12 protein-coding genes and 1 pseudogene are annotated in these 13,975 nt (G+C 69.9%); 5 read left to right on the top strand and 8 right to left on the bottom strand.

The window, feature by feature from the left end:
• Window positions 1–40: 40 nt before the first annotated feature.
• The 3 genes and pseudogenes from V1J52_RS00950 to V1J52_RS00940 all read right to left on the bottom strand — a co-directional run bounded on the left by V1J52_RS00950 (window position 41) and on the right by V1J52_RS00940 (window position 2,930).
• Window positions 41–571, bottom strand: coding sequence for a GntR family transcriptional regulator (locus V1J52_RS00950; RefSeq protein WP_330137569.1), 531 nt, complete (start codon window positions 569–571; stop codon window positions 41–43).
• A gap of 717 nt (window positions 572–1,288) precedes the next feature.
• A pseudogene (locus V1J52_RS00945) lies at window positions 1,289–1,782 on the bottom strand (transposase); the annotation flags it as partial.
• A 113-nt stretch (window positions 1,783–1,895) separates the two neighbouring features.
• On the bottom strand, window positions 1,896–2,930 hold the full coding sequence (locus tag V1J52_RS00940) for a helix-turn-helix transcriptional regulator (protein ID WP_330137568.1): 1,035 nt from the start codon (window positions 2,928–2,930) through the stop codon (window positions 1,896–1,898).
• 96 nt (window positions 2,931–3,026) lie between these two features.
• Here V1J52_RS00940 and V1J52_RS00935 point away from each other — a divergent pair, with 96 nt between their 5' ends.
• Both V1J52_RS00935 and V1J52_RS00930 read left to right on the top strand, forming a co-directional pair.
• Complete coding sequence (locus V1J52_RS00935; protein ID WP_056792618.1) at window positions 3,027–3,431, top strand: hypothetical protein; 405 nt, start codon at window positions 3,027–3,029, stop codon at window positions 3,429–3,431.
• 53 nt (window positions 3,432–3,484) lie between these two features.
• On the top strand, window positions 3,485–4,258 hold the full coding sequence (locus V1J52_RS00930) for a glucose 1-dehydrogenase (RefSeq protein ID WP_330137567.1): 774 nt from the start codon (window positions 3,485–3,487) through the stop codon (window positions 4,256–4,258).
• Between the two features lie 181 nt (window positions 4,259–4,439).
• Here the strand turns inward: V1J52_RS00930 and V1J52_RS00925 are convergent, their stop codons facing one another.
• Both V1J52_RS00925 and V1J52_RS00920 read right to left on the bottom strand, forming a co-directional pair.
• Window positions 4,440–5,378 (bottom strand): IS481 family transposase, encoded by a 939-nt coding sequence (locus tag V1J52_RS00925; RefSeq protein WP_330137566.1) that lies wholly within the window; start codon window positions 5,376–5,378, stop codon window positions 4,440–4,442.
• Window positions 5,379–5,383: 5 nt separating this feature from the next.
• Window positions 5,384–6,199 carry an NAD(P)H-binding protein gene (locus V1J52_RS00920; protein ID WP_330137565.1) on the bottom strand — a complete coding sequence of 272 codons (816 nt, stop codon included), beginning with the start codon at window positions 6,197–6,199 and terminating at the stop codon, window positions 5,384–5,386.
• An 87-nt stretch (window positions 6,200–6,286) separates the two neighbouring features.
• Between V1J52_RS00920 and V1J52_RS00915 the strand changes: the two genes are divergently transcribed.
• Both V1J52_RS00915 and V1J52_RS00910 read left to right on the top strand, forming a co-directional pair.
• On the top strand, window positions 6,287–6,709 hold the full coding sequence (locus V1J52_RS00915; protein WP_330137564.1) for a winged helix-turn-helix transcriptional regulator: 423 nt from the start codon (window positions 6,287–6,289) through the stop codon (window positions 6,707–6,709).
• 50 nt (window positions 6,710–6,759) lie between these two features.
• Window positions 6,760–7,842: a glycosyltransferase family protein gene (locus tag V1J52_RS00910; RefSeq protein ID WP_330137563.1), complete on the top strand. Its 1,083-nt coding sequence runs from the start codon at window positions 6,760–6,762 to the stop codon at window positions 7,840–7,842.
• Window positions 7,843–7,990: 148 nt separating this feature from the next.
• On the opposite strand, the gene V1J52_RS00905 is transcribed toward V1J52_RS00910, so the two are convergent.
• The 3 genes from V1J52_RS00905 to V1J52_RS00895 all read right to left on the bottom strand — a co-directional run bounded on the left by V1J52_RS00905 (window position 7,991) and on the right by V1J52_RS00895 (window position 12,113).
• The gene (locus tag V1J52_RS00905; protein WP_330137562.1) at window positions 7,991–9,307 is read right to left on the bottom strand and encodes a GNAT family N-acetyltransferase; all 1,317 of its coding nucleotides are present in this window, start codon (window positions 9,305–9,307) and stop codon (window positions 7,991–7,993) included.
• A complete protein-coding gene (rsgA, locus tag V1J52_RS00900; RefSeq protein ID WP_330137561.1) occupies window positions 9,304–10,401 on the bottom strand; it encodes a ribosome small subunit-dependent GTPase A in 1,098 nt (365 codons plus the stop codon). Before rsgA ends, V1J52_RS00905 begins: the two co-directional genes overlap by 4 nt.
• Before the next feature lie 356 nt (window positions 10,402–10,757).
• A complete protein-coding gene (locus tag V1J52_RS00895; protein ID WP_330137560.1) occupies window positions 10,758–12,113 on the bottom strand; it encodes an NsdA family TPR-like regulatory protein in 1,356 nt (451 codons plus the stop codon).
• 368 nt (window positions 12,114–12,481) lie between these two features.
• Here V1J52_RS00895 and V1J52_RS00890 point away from each other — a divergent pair, with 368 nt between their 5' ends.
• Window positions 12,482–13,966, top strand: coding sequence for a GMC oxidoreductase (locus tag V1J52_RS00890; RefSeq protein WP_330137559.1), 1,485 nt, complete (start codon window positions 12,482–12,484; stop codon window positions 13,964–13,966).
• Window positions 13,967–13,975: the final 9 nt, after the last annotated feature.

The raw sequence follows: 13,975 nt of genomic DNA, 5'->3' as shown, positions 1-13,975 counted from the left end.
CCCCCAGCGGGGTCCCCACCTGGGAGGAGAGGGGCTGTACTCAGCCGGATCCAGTGGGCCACCGCCGGTGGATCAGCATGGTCTTCTTGGGTTGTTGCTCACTCTCCGCATGAGTTTCCTTGGCACCAGCCCGGTCAGCGGTCCGGGGCGCCGACCGTGCGCGCCTCCCCGTACGCCCGTGGCGGGCGGCCACCCTGGGCATCCGCTCGATGGCGGAGATGATGGCAGCTCGCGGAATGCCAGAGACGTCGGCGAGGTTGACGACCCGCTGAAGCTGGTCGGAGATGTCGTCGAGGTCCATTGGCTGCGTGCCGTGGAGCACGACCGTGCCGCGTCCCCGGCCGAAGTCGATGAGGCCTTCGCTGCGCAGCAGCCGCAGCGCCCGCAGGATGGTGTTCTTGTTGGCTCCGTACTCCCGGCCGAGCTGGTCCGCCGGGGGAAGGTGCTCCCCCGGGGCGTACCGACCGGTGGCGATGTCCATCCTGAGTTTCGCCCGGATCCGGGCGTAGAGCGGCTCGGCACCGACGCTCGTGTGGACGCGGATGTGGGCCGTTCCCGGCACTGATGACATTCCGTGGATCCCCCTTCTGCTCACGTTGTGCTCAGGCTCACGCGCCATGCCGTCGCTCGCCGGTGCGCAGGGAATCGTTCCGGCGCCAAGGCAGCGCGGCGGGCGGCTCCCAAGTGGTCGGGCGGGAGACGCAAGCTGCCGGCGTCTTTCCCCTGGTCCGGACTCGACTCACGTCGACGCTTCGGCGACTGGATCTTTCACGTCGGCCGACAGACGGTGCAGCGGTACCGTAGCCCGGTGCTTGGCGGTCTACAACTGGCCTGGCCAGAACGGGCGTTGGGTGCGTCTAACGCAGTGGAGACCACTTTGATACGCCTGCCGGATTCCGCCTCTGACCCGGTAACGACGTTCACTCGGGAGCCCCGCACCACACCCGAAGGAGGGCGGTGGAGGCCGTGCCGGAGAATCGCCATGCGGGCGGTTCAGTTGTCGCAGGAGCACCGCAAGCAGGTGATGGACCCGTTGGACGTCGTCTCCGCCTGGAACAGGCCGAGCGCGGCGGCACTCCTGGAGATGATGGCCGAATTTCGTCCTGGAGCATGACGGTGTGACTCCGTTGGATGACAGACCAGGATGCGGGATGTCCACCAGCGGAGTTGGTCGTTGAACGAACGGAAGTCACGCAAGCGATGCCGCTCCATCTTCCGGGAGCATTCGTCGACGAATGCGCCGAGGCACTATGACGACCCCTGTCGTCCTGCGGGTCGGCCCTTAGCTGGCGGCCTTCAGCCGCAGCCGGTGCCGGCGCCGGACGCGGCGCCGCTCCTGCCGTCCGGGGTCGGTGTCGATGTCCTGTCCGGTTCGTCCGTTGTCGTCGCCCCCTTTGACCTGGCTTTCTCTTCGGCCGCGGCCTTCTCCAGCGCGGTGAGGACGTCTGGGCTCAGGTGCATGCCGACCGCGTCCTGGTGGGCGCGCACGGTGGTGGAGTCGATACTGACCAGGGACAGGGCCACCTCGTCCCGCCGGGCCGCCTCCGCGATCAGCCCCTCCAGCAGGGCCTGGAAGACGCCCGCGTCGCGCCACTGCCTAAAGCGGTTGTGCACGGTGGGCCAGGCACCGAACTCAGCCGGCATCTCCCGCCACTGCCCACCGGTCCTGAACCGCCAGATCACCCCCTCGAACTGCTGCCGCAACCGCTCGGGATACGGACCGAACCGGCCGATCGGCAGATAGGACTCGATGAACTCCCATTCAGCGTCGCTCAGTTGCACCTACGTCATGACACCAGGTCTACCGGCTCACGCCGTGCCGCGAGGTCGAATCCCGCAGATTGATCACAACTGGATACGGTCCCTAACGAAAAACTCAGTAATCACTCGTCCGGTCACAGGCCCAGGACCGTCGCCACCAGTTCGCTGCGGCTGCGGACACCGGTCTTCGCGAACACACTCTTCAGATGGTCCTGCACGGTCGCCGCGGTGATGTGCAGTTCCACGGCGATGGTCCGCGACGGCAGACCGGCGACGACCCGCGCCAGCACGTCCCGCTCGCGCGGTGTAAGCCCGTACGCGAGCAGCAGTATCTCGGCCACGTCGGCGGCCGGCGCCGGATGTACCGTCACGGCGATGGCCGCCGGGTGCGGGCCACCACTCAGCGGCGAGGCCTGGACGGAGAGCCACCGGCCCGAGCGGCCGCGGATGCGTCCGTACGCCGGCAGCTCAGCGCCTCTTCCCCGTGCGGCCACCTCCAGGATCGCGGATGGCAGTTCCGCCTGCGACGGGCCCAGCTCGTCCCGCCAGAGTTTCGCGGCCAGGTTCTCCGAAAACAGCCGCAAGTCCTGGTCGAGCAGGAGCACTCCGGCCTCGGACGGGCCCGCAGCGGTGTCGTCGGGTGCCCGGTGGGCGGCCCGGCGCAGGGCCGCACCGACCGGGGCGGACAGCCGCCGCAGGACGCCGACGTCGGCCGGGGTGAAGTCGGGCCGCCGGCCGCCGCGGAAGAGGGCGACGACGCCCCAGCAGCGGCCGTCCACCACGAAGCCCGCCCGCAGCTCGTGCCGTGCGTCGATCATCGGCAGCACGGTCCGGTAGCGGTGGCTGGATTCCGGATCACCGCCGGTGGCCGCACCGAGCGTGCCCGCGGACACCTCGGAGCGGGCCAGCGCCGCGAACTTCAGGACGTCGTCCACCAGGTACTCGTTGTGCGCGGCGGCCGCGGCCGCCTCCGGTACGAGCCCGGCGCTGACTTGGTCGGCGGTCAGCAGCGTCATCGGGTCGATCGTGCTGAAGCAGTAGGAGTCGGCCGGGATGAGGCGTGTCAGCCGGTCGGCGATCCGGCGGCGCAGTATTCGGGAGTCGAGGTCTAGACGGCAGATCGCCTCGATGTCGCACACGGTCTCGCGCCGGACCATCGGGGAACTCACCCTTGCCACGGTATCCCAGAAATGCGGGAGGGCCGCCCGACCTCCAGGCGCCTACCGTGGGTCCGAGAAACCCCAGGTCACCGGAGGTACACCGACATGTCCCCGTCCATGCTCAACGTCGGACTGGATCCAGCGCTGGTGGACGACGCGCCCTCGTCACGGGCGGCGTTCCCTGAAATCGACGCCGAGGCGGTCCGGGCCGGAATGGCCGCGGGCCGGGCTCGGCTCGAGGAGCTCGGCCTCAGTGTCGATGTCTGCCTGCTCGACTACGGCCGCACGGCCGAGGCGGTCTTTCGCGCCGCGTTGACCGCCAAGGACTACGACATCGTGCTGATCGGCGCTGGCGTCCGGCTGGACCCGGAGCTGACCCCGCTGTTGGAGGTGCTGGTCAACACCACCCACGAGCTGGCACCCGGCGCGAAGCTCTGCTTCAACGTCAGCCCGACGACGGCTGTCGAAGCCGTCCAGCGGTGGTGGCCCGAACACAAGCCGCTGGTCTAGGCGCTCCATAGCCCTCAAGAGACGATTCGATGAACGGGAGGCGGTCTTCCGCCATGTCTGCAAGAGCACTCGAGGACAAGGTCGCACTGGTCACCGGCGGCAGCCGGGGCATCGGCCGGGCGATCGCGGAGCGGCTCGCCCAGGACGGCGCCGCCGTCGGCGTCACCTACGCCCGCGACGAGACGGCGGCGAGCGAGACCGTCGAGAACATCCGCAAGAACGGAGGACGGGCCTTCGCACTCCAGGCGGGGCTGGGCGAACGCGGCGACGCGGCCCGCCTCTGGGCCGCCTTCGACGCCGCGGGCACGGAGCACGTGCCCTACGGGAAGCTCGACATCATCGTCAACAACGTCGGCATCGGGGATTTCGCATCCCTGGAGTCGTTGACCGAGGACGCCTTCGACAAGGTCTTCGCCGTGAACGTGCGTGCACCGTTCTTCGTCACGCAGCAGGGACTGCCGCGCCTGCGCGACGGGGGCCGGATCATCAACATCTCCAGCTCCGTGGCCCGCCTGGCCACGCCGGGAATGATCGCCTACGGCGCCACCAAGGGAGCCCTGGACAACTTCAGTCTCGCCCTCGCCAAGGAGCTGGGCCCCCGGGGCATCACGGTCAACTCGGTGGCCCCCGGAACCGTCCTCACCGATGCCAGCGCGGCCACCCTGCTGGGCGATCCGCATGCCGAGGCGCAAGCGGCGTCTCTTGCCGCCCTCGGCCGGATCGGGCGGCCGGAAGACATGGCCGACATCGTGGCCTTCCTCGCCTCCGACGACGCACGCTGGGTAACCGGCCAGGTCATCGACGCAACGGGAGGCATGGCCCTCTGACGTGCCAAGGGGAGGAACACCGTCGAGCGGCTGATCAACAAGATGAAGGCCTGGCGTGGCATCGCCACCCGGTACGACAAGTCTCCCGACAGCTACCTCGCCGGCCTCCACCTACGCGCCTCGATGATCTGGCTCAAGGACCTCACCCGAGCCACCCATTGATCGGAACTCAATACGGTCCCTAGCTGTACGAGGCCACGACGTTGGTGACGCCGTCACTTAGTCGGGCAGCTGGCGGTTGCCCTCCCGCGCCGCTGTGGGGCCGGTGGTAGTTGTAGTGGAACTCCTCGGCAAGGATCCGGTTATATCGCTCTACTTTGCCCTTGCGGCGGGGCGTGTATGGAGCGATCCGCTGGTGCCGTGACCCGAGGAGAGCCCGAGCGAAGGCGTCGGCTCGGTAGCAGGAGCCGTTGTCGGTGACGATCCGCTCGATGCGAGTGATGCCGTGCGCGGCGAACCAGGCTCGCGCTCTGTGCATGAACGCAATGGCGGTGCTGGCCTTCTCATCGCTCAGCGATTCGGTGTAGGCGAGTCGGCTGTACCCATCGACGGCCGAGTGCAGGTAGGCGTATCCGGCTCGCCGGCCCTTCCGCTTCCGACGCTCGGCAGCCTTGGCTTGATCGCTCCCTCGGCCATGGGCTCGCCAACCGCCGCCGTCGGGGATCCGTCCGACCTTCTTCACGTCGATGTGGACCATGTGTCCGGGCCGGCGGGCTGTGATCCGCCGTGGCTCGCGGTTGGGTTCTCCGTTCGGGGCGAGGAACCGGCGATGGTTCAGCCCGAGCGTGTGCAGGTACCGCGAGACGGTACGGCGGCTGATCTGCCAGCCGTCTTCTTGAAGCTCAAGGGCGATTCGGGAGGCGGACCACTTGTTCCTGCGTCGCAGGTCCTCGATCTGCGCGACGACGTCTGCGTTGATTGCGGTCGGCTGGCGGGACGGAGTCGAGGATCGGTCGAACAATCCGAGGTCCCCGTGTTGGCGATAGCGGTTAACCCACTTCGAGGCGCATGCCCGGGAGATACCCATCTCGGCGGCGACGTGCGCGATCGGCCGGGTGCGGCAGCGGTCGATCAGGCGACGGCGCCCTTCGATGGACAGTGGCGCATTGCGGTGAACCATCCGTGTCAGCTGGCGTCGGGGCGCATCGCGGCCGCGGTGTCCGTGGCGACGGTGAGCGGGTCGGTGAGCGGTCGGCCGAGTAGTTGGGCGAGGTCGGGGCTGGTGGTCCTGAGGAACCCGTGGCGGACGCTGGACGCGATCGAGGCGAGCATCGGCGGCTGGAACGGCAGTAGCGTGCCGTCAGCGAGGAGTTGTGCCCGGTACTCCCTGAGCCCAATGGTCCGGTGGGCGACTCCGAGGGATTCGGCGATGTCGACGGCGGTGATCGGTTCGCCGACCAGGTCATAGGTCTTGCCGGCGTGCGCGGTCGGGTTGCTGGCCACGACGGCTGCGGCCGCGGCCAGGTCCGCCCGCGCCACAGCGGCGAGCGCTCCGTCGCCGAACGCCGATTCCACGCCGTCAGCGGTCCAGGTCAGGAGCGCCCCGAAGAGTTCGGCGTAGAGCCCGTTGCGCAGGACCGTCCACCCAATTCCACTGCCCTTGATCAGCTGCTCGGTGGCCCGATGGGCGAGGGCGAAGCCTAGGTGGTCACCGTCGCCAGCCAGGCTTGTGTACACCACGTGGCTCACGCCATTGCGCACCGCAGCGTCTAGAGCTGCCTGGTGCCGGGTGATGACCTGGTCGTCCTCGGCGTACCCCGCCGAGACGAGGACCAGCGTAGAAACGCCGGTGAGGTCGAGGCTCGTGGGGTCGTCGAAGTCGAGTCGCCGCTGCCCTTCTGCGGGCGATCGAGTGCCGCCCAGGGCGGGCACGTGGCGCTCAGCCAACTCCTGGAGCGTGAGAGAGGCGAGCTGTCCGTTCGCGCCGGTCACCATGATCATTGTGGTTCTGTCTCCTACCGTGGTTCTCTTCAGTAACTACGGTGAGATCTTCAACCGGCCCAGGTCGACCCACAAGGAGGCAGTTTCGTGTCAGTGACGCACACCGAGGTAACCACTGAACCCGCTGAACTCGAACCCTGCGGACAGCAGGACCACCCCGACTGCGGAATCCGCGACGTCCTCGACCGGGTCGGTGACAAGTGGTCGGTCCTCGTCATCGTCGAGCTCGCCAACGGCCCGCGGCGCTTCCGACAACTTCAGCGCGCCATCGATGGGATCTCCCAGCGCATGCTGACCCTTACGGTGCGCCGGCTGGAGCGAGACGGCCTGGTCCTTCGGACCGTGTATCCGACCGTGCCGGCCCAGGTCGACTACCGGCTCACCGAGACGGGCGCGAGCCTGACACACCTCGTCAAGGCACTCGCCGACTGGTCACTCGAACACCGGGCCCACATCGCCCGCGCCCGTGAGACCTACGACAGCGAGCACCCCGACAACGAGATCCGCTGATCAGCGAAACGTCATCAACCTCCTGACCCGCAACATCTAGCATCGCGGTGATGCGAACCACCACAGATGCCCGCGCGAAGAGTCCGGACGCCGTGAAGCCGAGCCTGTCCGTGTCGGTGATGACGCACCCGGACCGGATGAACGCCGCGGAGCGGATCCGGGAGCGGCTGGGGCCGCAGGTTGACGTGCTGCTCGCGGTGGACCCGGAGCCCGACGGCCCCCGGTCCGCGCTGCGCAGCGCACGGCTGGCCTTCTCACAGGCGAGGGAGTCGGGCGCGACGCATCACCTGGTGCTCCAGGACGATGTGGAGGTACCGGACGGATTCGTGGATTCCGCTCTGCGGGGCGTCGCGGTCCACCCCGAGGCGGCGCTCAGCTACTTCGTCGAGTGGGGGTCGCGCACAGCCGTGCTGGCCCGGTGGGCCGCTCTCACCGGAGTGGGCGCCGTCCCCGTCGTCAACCCCTATGTGCCCACCGTCGCGCTGTGTCTTCCCGCCGCCCTGGCCGGGGAGCTGGGGGGATTCCTGGAGTCCGAGGCGTACCAGGGCGAGGCGGACGACCAGGCGGTCCTGCGTTTCGTCCGCGCCACCGGAACCCGTGCACTGGTCACGGTTCCGAACCTCGTGGAGCACTCGGACCTGCCGAGCATCGTCGGGAACACCGGTCACGGTGCACGGCGCTCCGTCAGCTTCCCCGCCGAGCCGTCCTACCGGGATGACGCCTCCGTGCTGGACGTACCGCGGCTCATGCCGTTCTTCGCATGGAACACCGGCGCGGCGCTGGTGATCGACACGGCGAACGACGTACCGGCGACCCAGCGTCCCGCCCTGGACGTCCTGGCTGCCTGGGGCACCGACGAGGCGGCGTTGCGGGAGAGCTTCGCCGCCGCGGTGGGGACGGCCGCGGCCGGCGCCCGCGTTTTCGAGGCGGCGTCGAGGGAGCAGCTCTTCTCCGTCTGGCTGATCGCCGTGGCGATGGGGCGGTGCAGCGGCGGCAGTGGCCGGACACGGTCGCCCTGCTCGGCAGCCGGCTGGACGATCCCGTGGCGGCGGCAGCCCTGTCCACACTCGCTCCGGGGGCCCTGCGCGTCTTCACCGACCCGGACGCACTGCTCCACCACGCCGCCGCCCTGAGCTCCGTCGTCCTGGCGGGCATGATCTGGGGCGCCGAGCACTGCCGCGCGCAGTTCCCGGAGGGCCCGACGCCCGCTGCCTAGGGCGTCCCTTCCTCGTCGGGGCCGTGGCGCCCCGGGGCTCGTCACCCGGGGCGCCACGGCAGGGGTCAGACGCCGAACGCGGCCGGGTACCGGATGGTGCCGGCGGGGACCGGCCGGGCGTCGTCGAGGGCCATGGCCATCATGGCTTCGTCGGGCACCTCGAAGGGCGCCCGGATACCGAAGCGGGAGGCGGGGACGAAGCCGAACCGCGGGTAGTAGTCGGCGTGTCCGAGAACGAGCACGAGGTTCTCCCCCCTGGCCCGGGCGGCGTCCAGAGCGGCGCGGACGGCGGCCGAGCCGGCGCCCGTGCGCTGCACCTGGGGCCGTACCGCGCAGGGGGCCAGGGCGAGGGCGGGCTCGCCGTCGACGTGGCACCGGGTGAGCAGCGCGTACCCGGCCGGGGTGCCGTCGGGGGCCGCGGCGACCACGGACAGGCCGTCGATCCACGCCCGGGGGTCGGCACGCAGGGCGTCGACGATGGCGGCCTCCTCCTCGGTGGGGAAGGCGGAGAGGACGATGTCGCGGACGGCGGCGGCGTCCCCGGGGGTCTCGGGCCGGGTGGTCCAGGTGGTCACGGTGGTTCCGTCCTCGGGAGTGTGAGAGGGGGTGTCGGTGGGGCTGAGGAGGTAGGCGGCGTAGTCGTAGTCGCTGCCGTGTTCGCGACGTACGCCGATCTCTGCCCGGAGCGCGGCGAGCGCCTCCGGCATGCCGGGGAGCTGCGGGTCCGCTCGGGTGATCCGCTGGCTGAGCGGGGTGTAGTACTCGTCCCACCAGTCGCTCTCCGGCAGCGGCCAGTGCGCGCGGACCTCGTACCCGGCGGCCGTCGCGGCGGCGGCGTTCTCGGCGCTGGTGCGCAGCGGGTAGACCGCGTCCCAGTAGGCACGCACGGGCCCGGCAGGGCTGGGAACGGCCCATTCGATCTCGGTGACGACGAGGACGCCGCCGGGGGCGAGCAGGCGGTGCCACGCGCGCAGGGCGACGTCGAAGCCGACGGTGTAGACGGAGCCCTCCGCCCAGATCACGTCGAAGCTGCGGTCGGGGGCGGGCAGCTGGTCCATCGAGCAGTTGACGACCGTGATCCGGTCCTCCAGACCCCGGCGGGCCGCCTCGGAGGCGAGGCCGTCGAGGTAGGGCTGGTGCAGGTCGACCGCGGTCACCCGCGCGCGGGCCTCTTCGGCCAGCAGCAGGGCGGAACGGCCGGGACCGCAGCCCGCGTCCAGCACCCGCGGGTGCGCGGGCAGCGGTCCGGCCGCCTCCAGCAGGCGCCGTGTGGTGGTGTCGGAACCGGGGCCCTGGCGGGGCAGCCCGTGGTGCAGGGCGAAGAACGCCCCGGTGACCGGGGCGCCGTCCGGGTCCGGCGCGGGCTGGTCGGTGCGGCTCACAGCTGGCGCTCCCGGAACTGGTAGGTGGCGCGCAGCTTCCGCGTGATGTCCTTCCTGACCGCCTCGCGGCCGGCCCGCAGCCGCGCGTCGCTGCGTGAGGCGGTGTAGGCGTTCTCCCGCAGCAGCCGGTGGTAGCTGTCCAGGCGCCGCCGGGGAATCTCACCGGCCTCGACGGCGGCCAGGACGGCGCAGCCCGGTTCGTGCCCGTGACCGCAGTCGGTGAACCGGCAGCCCTGGGCGAGGGTTCCGATCTCGGCGAAGGTCTGCTCCAGCCCGTCCTGGGCGTCGTGGAGGCCGATCGCGCGCAGGCCGGGGGTGTCGAGCAGGACTCCGCCACCGGGCAGCGGAAGCAGCTCCCGCCACGCGGTGGTGTGCCGTCCCTTGCCGTCGACGTCGCGTACGGCGCCGGTGGCCAGCCGGTCCTCGCCCAACAGGTGGTTGCCGAGGGTGGACTTGCCCGCGCCGGAGGGGCCGAGCAGCACGATGGTGCCGTTAAGGACGGCCGTCAGGGTGTCCAGGCCCTGCCCCGTCACGGCGCTGGTGACCAGCACGTCCGCGCCTGGTGCCACCTCGGACACCTCAGCCGCGGCCCGTTGCGCGGCGGCGCACTGGTCGGCCTTGGTGAGCACCACGACCGGCTGGGCTCCGCTCTCCCAGGCGAGGGCGAGCATGCGTTCGGTGCGTCCGTGCTTGAGCGGGGCGGCCAGCGACACCGTCACCACGACGGTGTCGACGTTGGCGGCCAGGGCCTGGCCGTGCGAGGTGCGCGAAGCGGTGGAGCGCACCAGGGCGGTGCGCCGGGCCAGGAGCGCGTGCAGCACCGGGGCGTGGCCGGTGGTGGCGGGACGCAGGGCGGCCCAGTCGCCCGTGCACGGCGCCGACAGGGAATCGCGTGGTGCGGTGGTGCCGGGGACCTCCGCACGGACGACTCCGGCGTCGGTGACCGCCTCGCACAGGCCGCGTTCGGCCCGCACGATCCGGGCCGGGGTCAGTCCGGCAGCGCGATGGGGTGAGAAGGCGTGCTCACACGCCTCGTCCCAGCCGTAGTCCGCCAGGGAACACGGCTGGGCGTGGAAGGAAGAAGGTTGAGACAACGTAGAAGACCCTTGAACGGGGACCCCGTCGAGCGCGAAGCTCCGCCCCCGTGAGCCGTCGGGCTCGGACGGGAGCGAACGTCAGGTCAGACCGGGGCCCGGGACGTGAGGATGGTCCGGTGGGCACTGCGCACGGCAGCGGCCTCGACGGCAGTCATCAACTCACCTCCCGCTTCCGTTCCGCAGCCGACCCGGTTGTCTCTGCGCTTCCCACGCTAGCACGCCCAACTCCCCGCTCTGGGGCGGAACCGGGGACGCGATGGCCGGCGTCCTGGCCGGTCCTGTCCTCCAGCCGTACTCGTGCGTCTGGGAACCGGTCACCCCGCTTCCCGTAACCACCCGCGGCCAGGGGCACATCAGCCTTCAGTGAGGCCAGTGCGCTCCAGGTTGGCGTGACGTGCCGCATCGGATGCTCGACGCAGCAGGGCCCTCACCGCCTGGCTCCTGGCGTACGGACGCAGAGTGGACCGCATGCCGGCCAACGCGGTGTGCAGTCGGCCGCTGTTGAGTAAGGGGTAGCTGTTGAGGAACTCGTGCCAGGAGATCACGGCTTCTCCCAGGCTGTCCTGCCGCAACTGGGTCTCAGCCAGTTTGGCCATGATGAGGGCACGCGACCGTCGTTCCGTGGGGGCCCAGTGCTGCAACGATTCCTCCAGGGCGGTCCTGGCGTCTCCGTAGGAACCGAGGTGGGTGAGGGCGGCCGCCTTGTCGAAGGCGAAAAATCCACGATGGTAGTGATCCACGAACTCCGGGAAAGGATCCTGTTCCCGCAGGAACAGCTCCTCGGCCTCCCGGAATTTGTCCCGTGCCTGGGAATCGGCTCCCAACGCTGCGTGTGCGACAGCGATCCGGCTCAGCACCGAGGCGTGCACGACCGGGGGCAGGCCCGAGGTAATGGCATTCTCCGCGAGGCGCAACGCCAGGAGGAAGTGACCGAGGTGATGAGCCTGCACGCTCATGCTTCGCAGAGTCCAGGCGTACTCGTCCGCACGACCGCACTCGACCGCCAGGGCGAGTGAAGAACGAAAGAAGTGCTGAGCCTGCCCGTGTGCTTCCTCGTCGAAACTCATGAAACCGCACAGCCTGGCCAGTCGGCTGGCCGAGACGAGGAGGTCCTGTCGCTGTCCGCCAGCGCTCGGGGCCCGGAGCCAGAAGCCGACCATCTGGGCCAGGTACCTGCTGCCCGCGGACCGAAAACCACCTCCCCCGTAGAAGCGATCGGCCTCCGAGAACAACCGCACCATGCGGGAGGCTACCTCCGGCTCCTCATCTCCCAGCGGCCAGGACAGGCCATCGGGTGTCGCGGTGAGGCCCTGCGCGTCGCGCCAGGGAGCCACCTCCAGCGCTGCCAGCCGGTAGACGGCCATATGCCGCACCCCCGCAGGGCCCGAGCAGGTGTCCGCGGCGAGTGCAGCCAGGCGTTCCGGCAGCGTGTGCCCTGGCTGGAGGTCGGAAGCGTCGCCGAAACCAGCGTCCGCCGCCGTCACCCTCCTGCGCAGGCGCCGGGACAGCGCTTCGGCGATGACCGCCGGAACCGGGTCACGCGGGCGGGCGCCCGAGTCCCACTGGGACACCGACGCCCGCCCGTAACGCAGCCGGAGTCCCGCTTCGGCTCCGACCGCGTTGACCGCTCTGGAGAATTCTTCTCCACTCCAGCCTGATTCCAGAATCAAAGAATGTAACTTGCCCACCTTTGCCGCATCCTTCTGCACTCGGACCACTCACACCAGCCCCCCACGTGACACCTGACACGCACGGATAAGGAAACGCCATGAAAAATAAACGATAAGGCGTTGTTTTCGTCAAGGCCCGCGGGGTATTCACTCAGCTCTCTTGAGTTTTCCCCAGCACCGTTCGTTCCGGCTCTGTCCGGATGAGGGCGGATCGGGGCGGTGGCTATGACCCAACCGCCCGCCCGTGCGGCCAGAAGCCACCCCACCAAAGAGCCCGGGAAAGCCGGCGCCCGCCCCGCACGACGGTGGGCGGTCCGAGCGTGAACCGGCCGCCGGGACCGCGGAATGCCCACGGGGCGCCATCGCCGTCCAGCGGTGCACGCACCGACCGTGAAGAGAGTCACCGCGTGGTGATCATAGGGTCCGGAGTGGGGGGCAGCATCGCCGCGTTCCGGCTCGCCGCAGCGGGAGTCGACAACGTCGTACTCGAGCGCGGCCGTCGCTGGCCCATCACACCGGCAGGGGACACGTTCCCCCACTTCCCCTCGCTCGACAAACGCTTGATCTGGCTGGACGGCTCATGCCCGCCGCTGTCGGCCGTTCCGCTCCTGCTGTCGCCCTTGCGCGATGCCCTCGCGGCGGCCCTCCCCCGTTCCACCGGCCTCTTGGACATCATCGCGGAGAAGAACCTCGCCATCGTCTGCGGAGCAGGAGTCGGGGGCGGCACCCTGGTCTACGGAGGGGTACTGGCCCAACCGCAGCCAGGCCCCTTCGACCGCATCTTCCCCGCTGAGGTCGACTACGAGGAACTCGATCGTGTGTACTACCCGCGCGCACGCAGGCGCCTGATCGCGGCCCCCTTCCCCGAGGACCTCCTCTCCCACGGCCCCTACCGCTCCAGTCGGCTCTGGCACTCCGCGGCGACACGGTCCGGGCTGCCGACGCAGTGGGTGACCGGCAACTACGACTTCGACGTCATCCGTGCCGAACTCGCCGGCGAGAAGGAACCAGCGGCCATTATCGGTCAGTACCACTTCACCGGCTGCAACAGCGGCGCCAAGATGAGCGTGGACCGTACGTACCTGGCACGGGCGGAGGCCACGGGAAGGACCACGGTTCGGCCGCTGCACAAGGTGACCAGCATCCGCCAGGACCCGCAGGGTCGTTACCGCGTCAGCGTGGACAGACTGACCAGGCACGGAACCGTCCACGAGCGACTGGCCCTGACGTGTGACCGGCTCGTCCTCGCCGCCGGTGTCCACACCCCTCGGATGCTGCTGGCCGCGCGCGAGACCGGTCGTCTGCCCAGGCTCCACGAAACCGTTGGGACCCGGTGGGGGACGAACGGCGACCACCTCCCCGTGATCAGGACCGCCGCCCTGCCGATCGGGGCCAGGCAGGGCGGGCCCGCGGCCGTCCTCGTCCGCAGCCACGACGGCACCGCCACCGTGATGCACTCACCGATGCCGCTGCCGGCCGGAGCGGGACTGCTCCCCTGCGTCGGCATGGGCATCTCCGACCGGTTCGGAGAGTGGACCTACTCCTCCGCCACTGGTGACACCCGACTGCAGTGGGAGACGGGAAACGACGCCACCGCCCGGCGCGCCGTCGGCGAACTCGCCGAACAGGTCGCGCGGCACACTCCTGGCGGTGGTTCCGTGATCGATCCGCCGAGTGCCTACCCTCTCATCGCGCACCCGGTCGGCGGAGCCATGCTCGGCGAGGCCACCGACGCCTACGGGCGACTCCACGGCTATACCGGCCTGTACTGCCTGGACGGCGCGCTGATGCCCGGCTCGACCGCCGCGGTGAATCCGGCACTGACGATCGCCGCCATCGTCGAACGTTGTCTCGACCGCATCATCGATGACTTCGGCCCGGGGAACGGCTGACGCCGCGCC

The sequence above is a fragment of the Streptomyces solitudinis genome (assembly GCF_036323765.1).
GTDB lineage: Bacteria > Actinomycetota > Actinomycetes > Streptomycetales > Streptomycetaceae > Streptomyces.
Note: the sequence above shows the minus strand (reverse complement) of the source record. Positions and strands in the feature narration are given on the sequence as shown.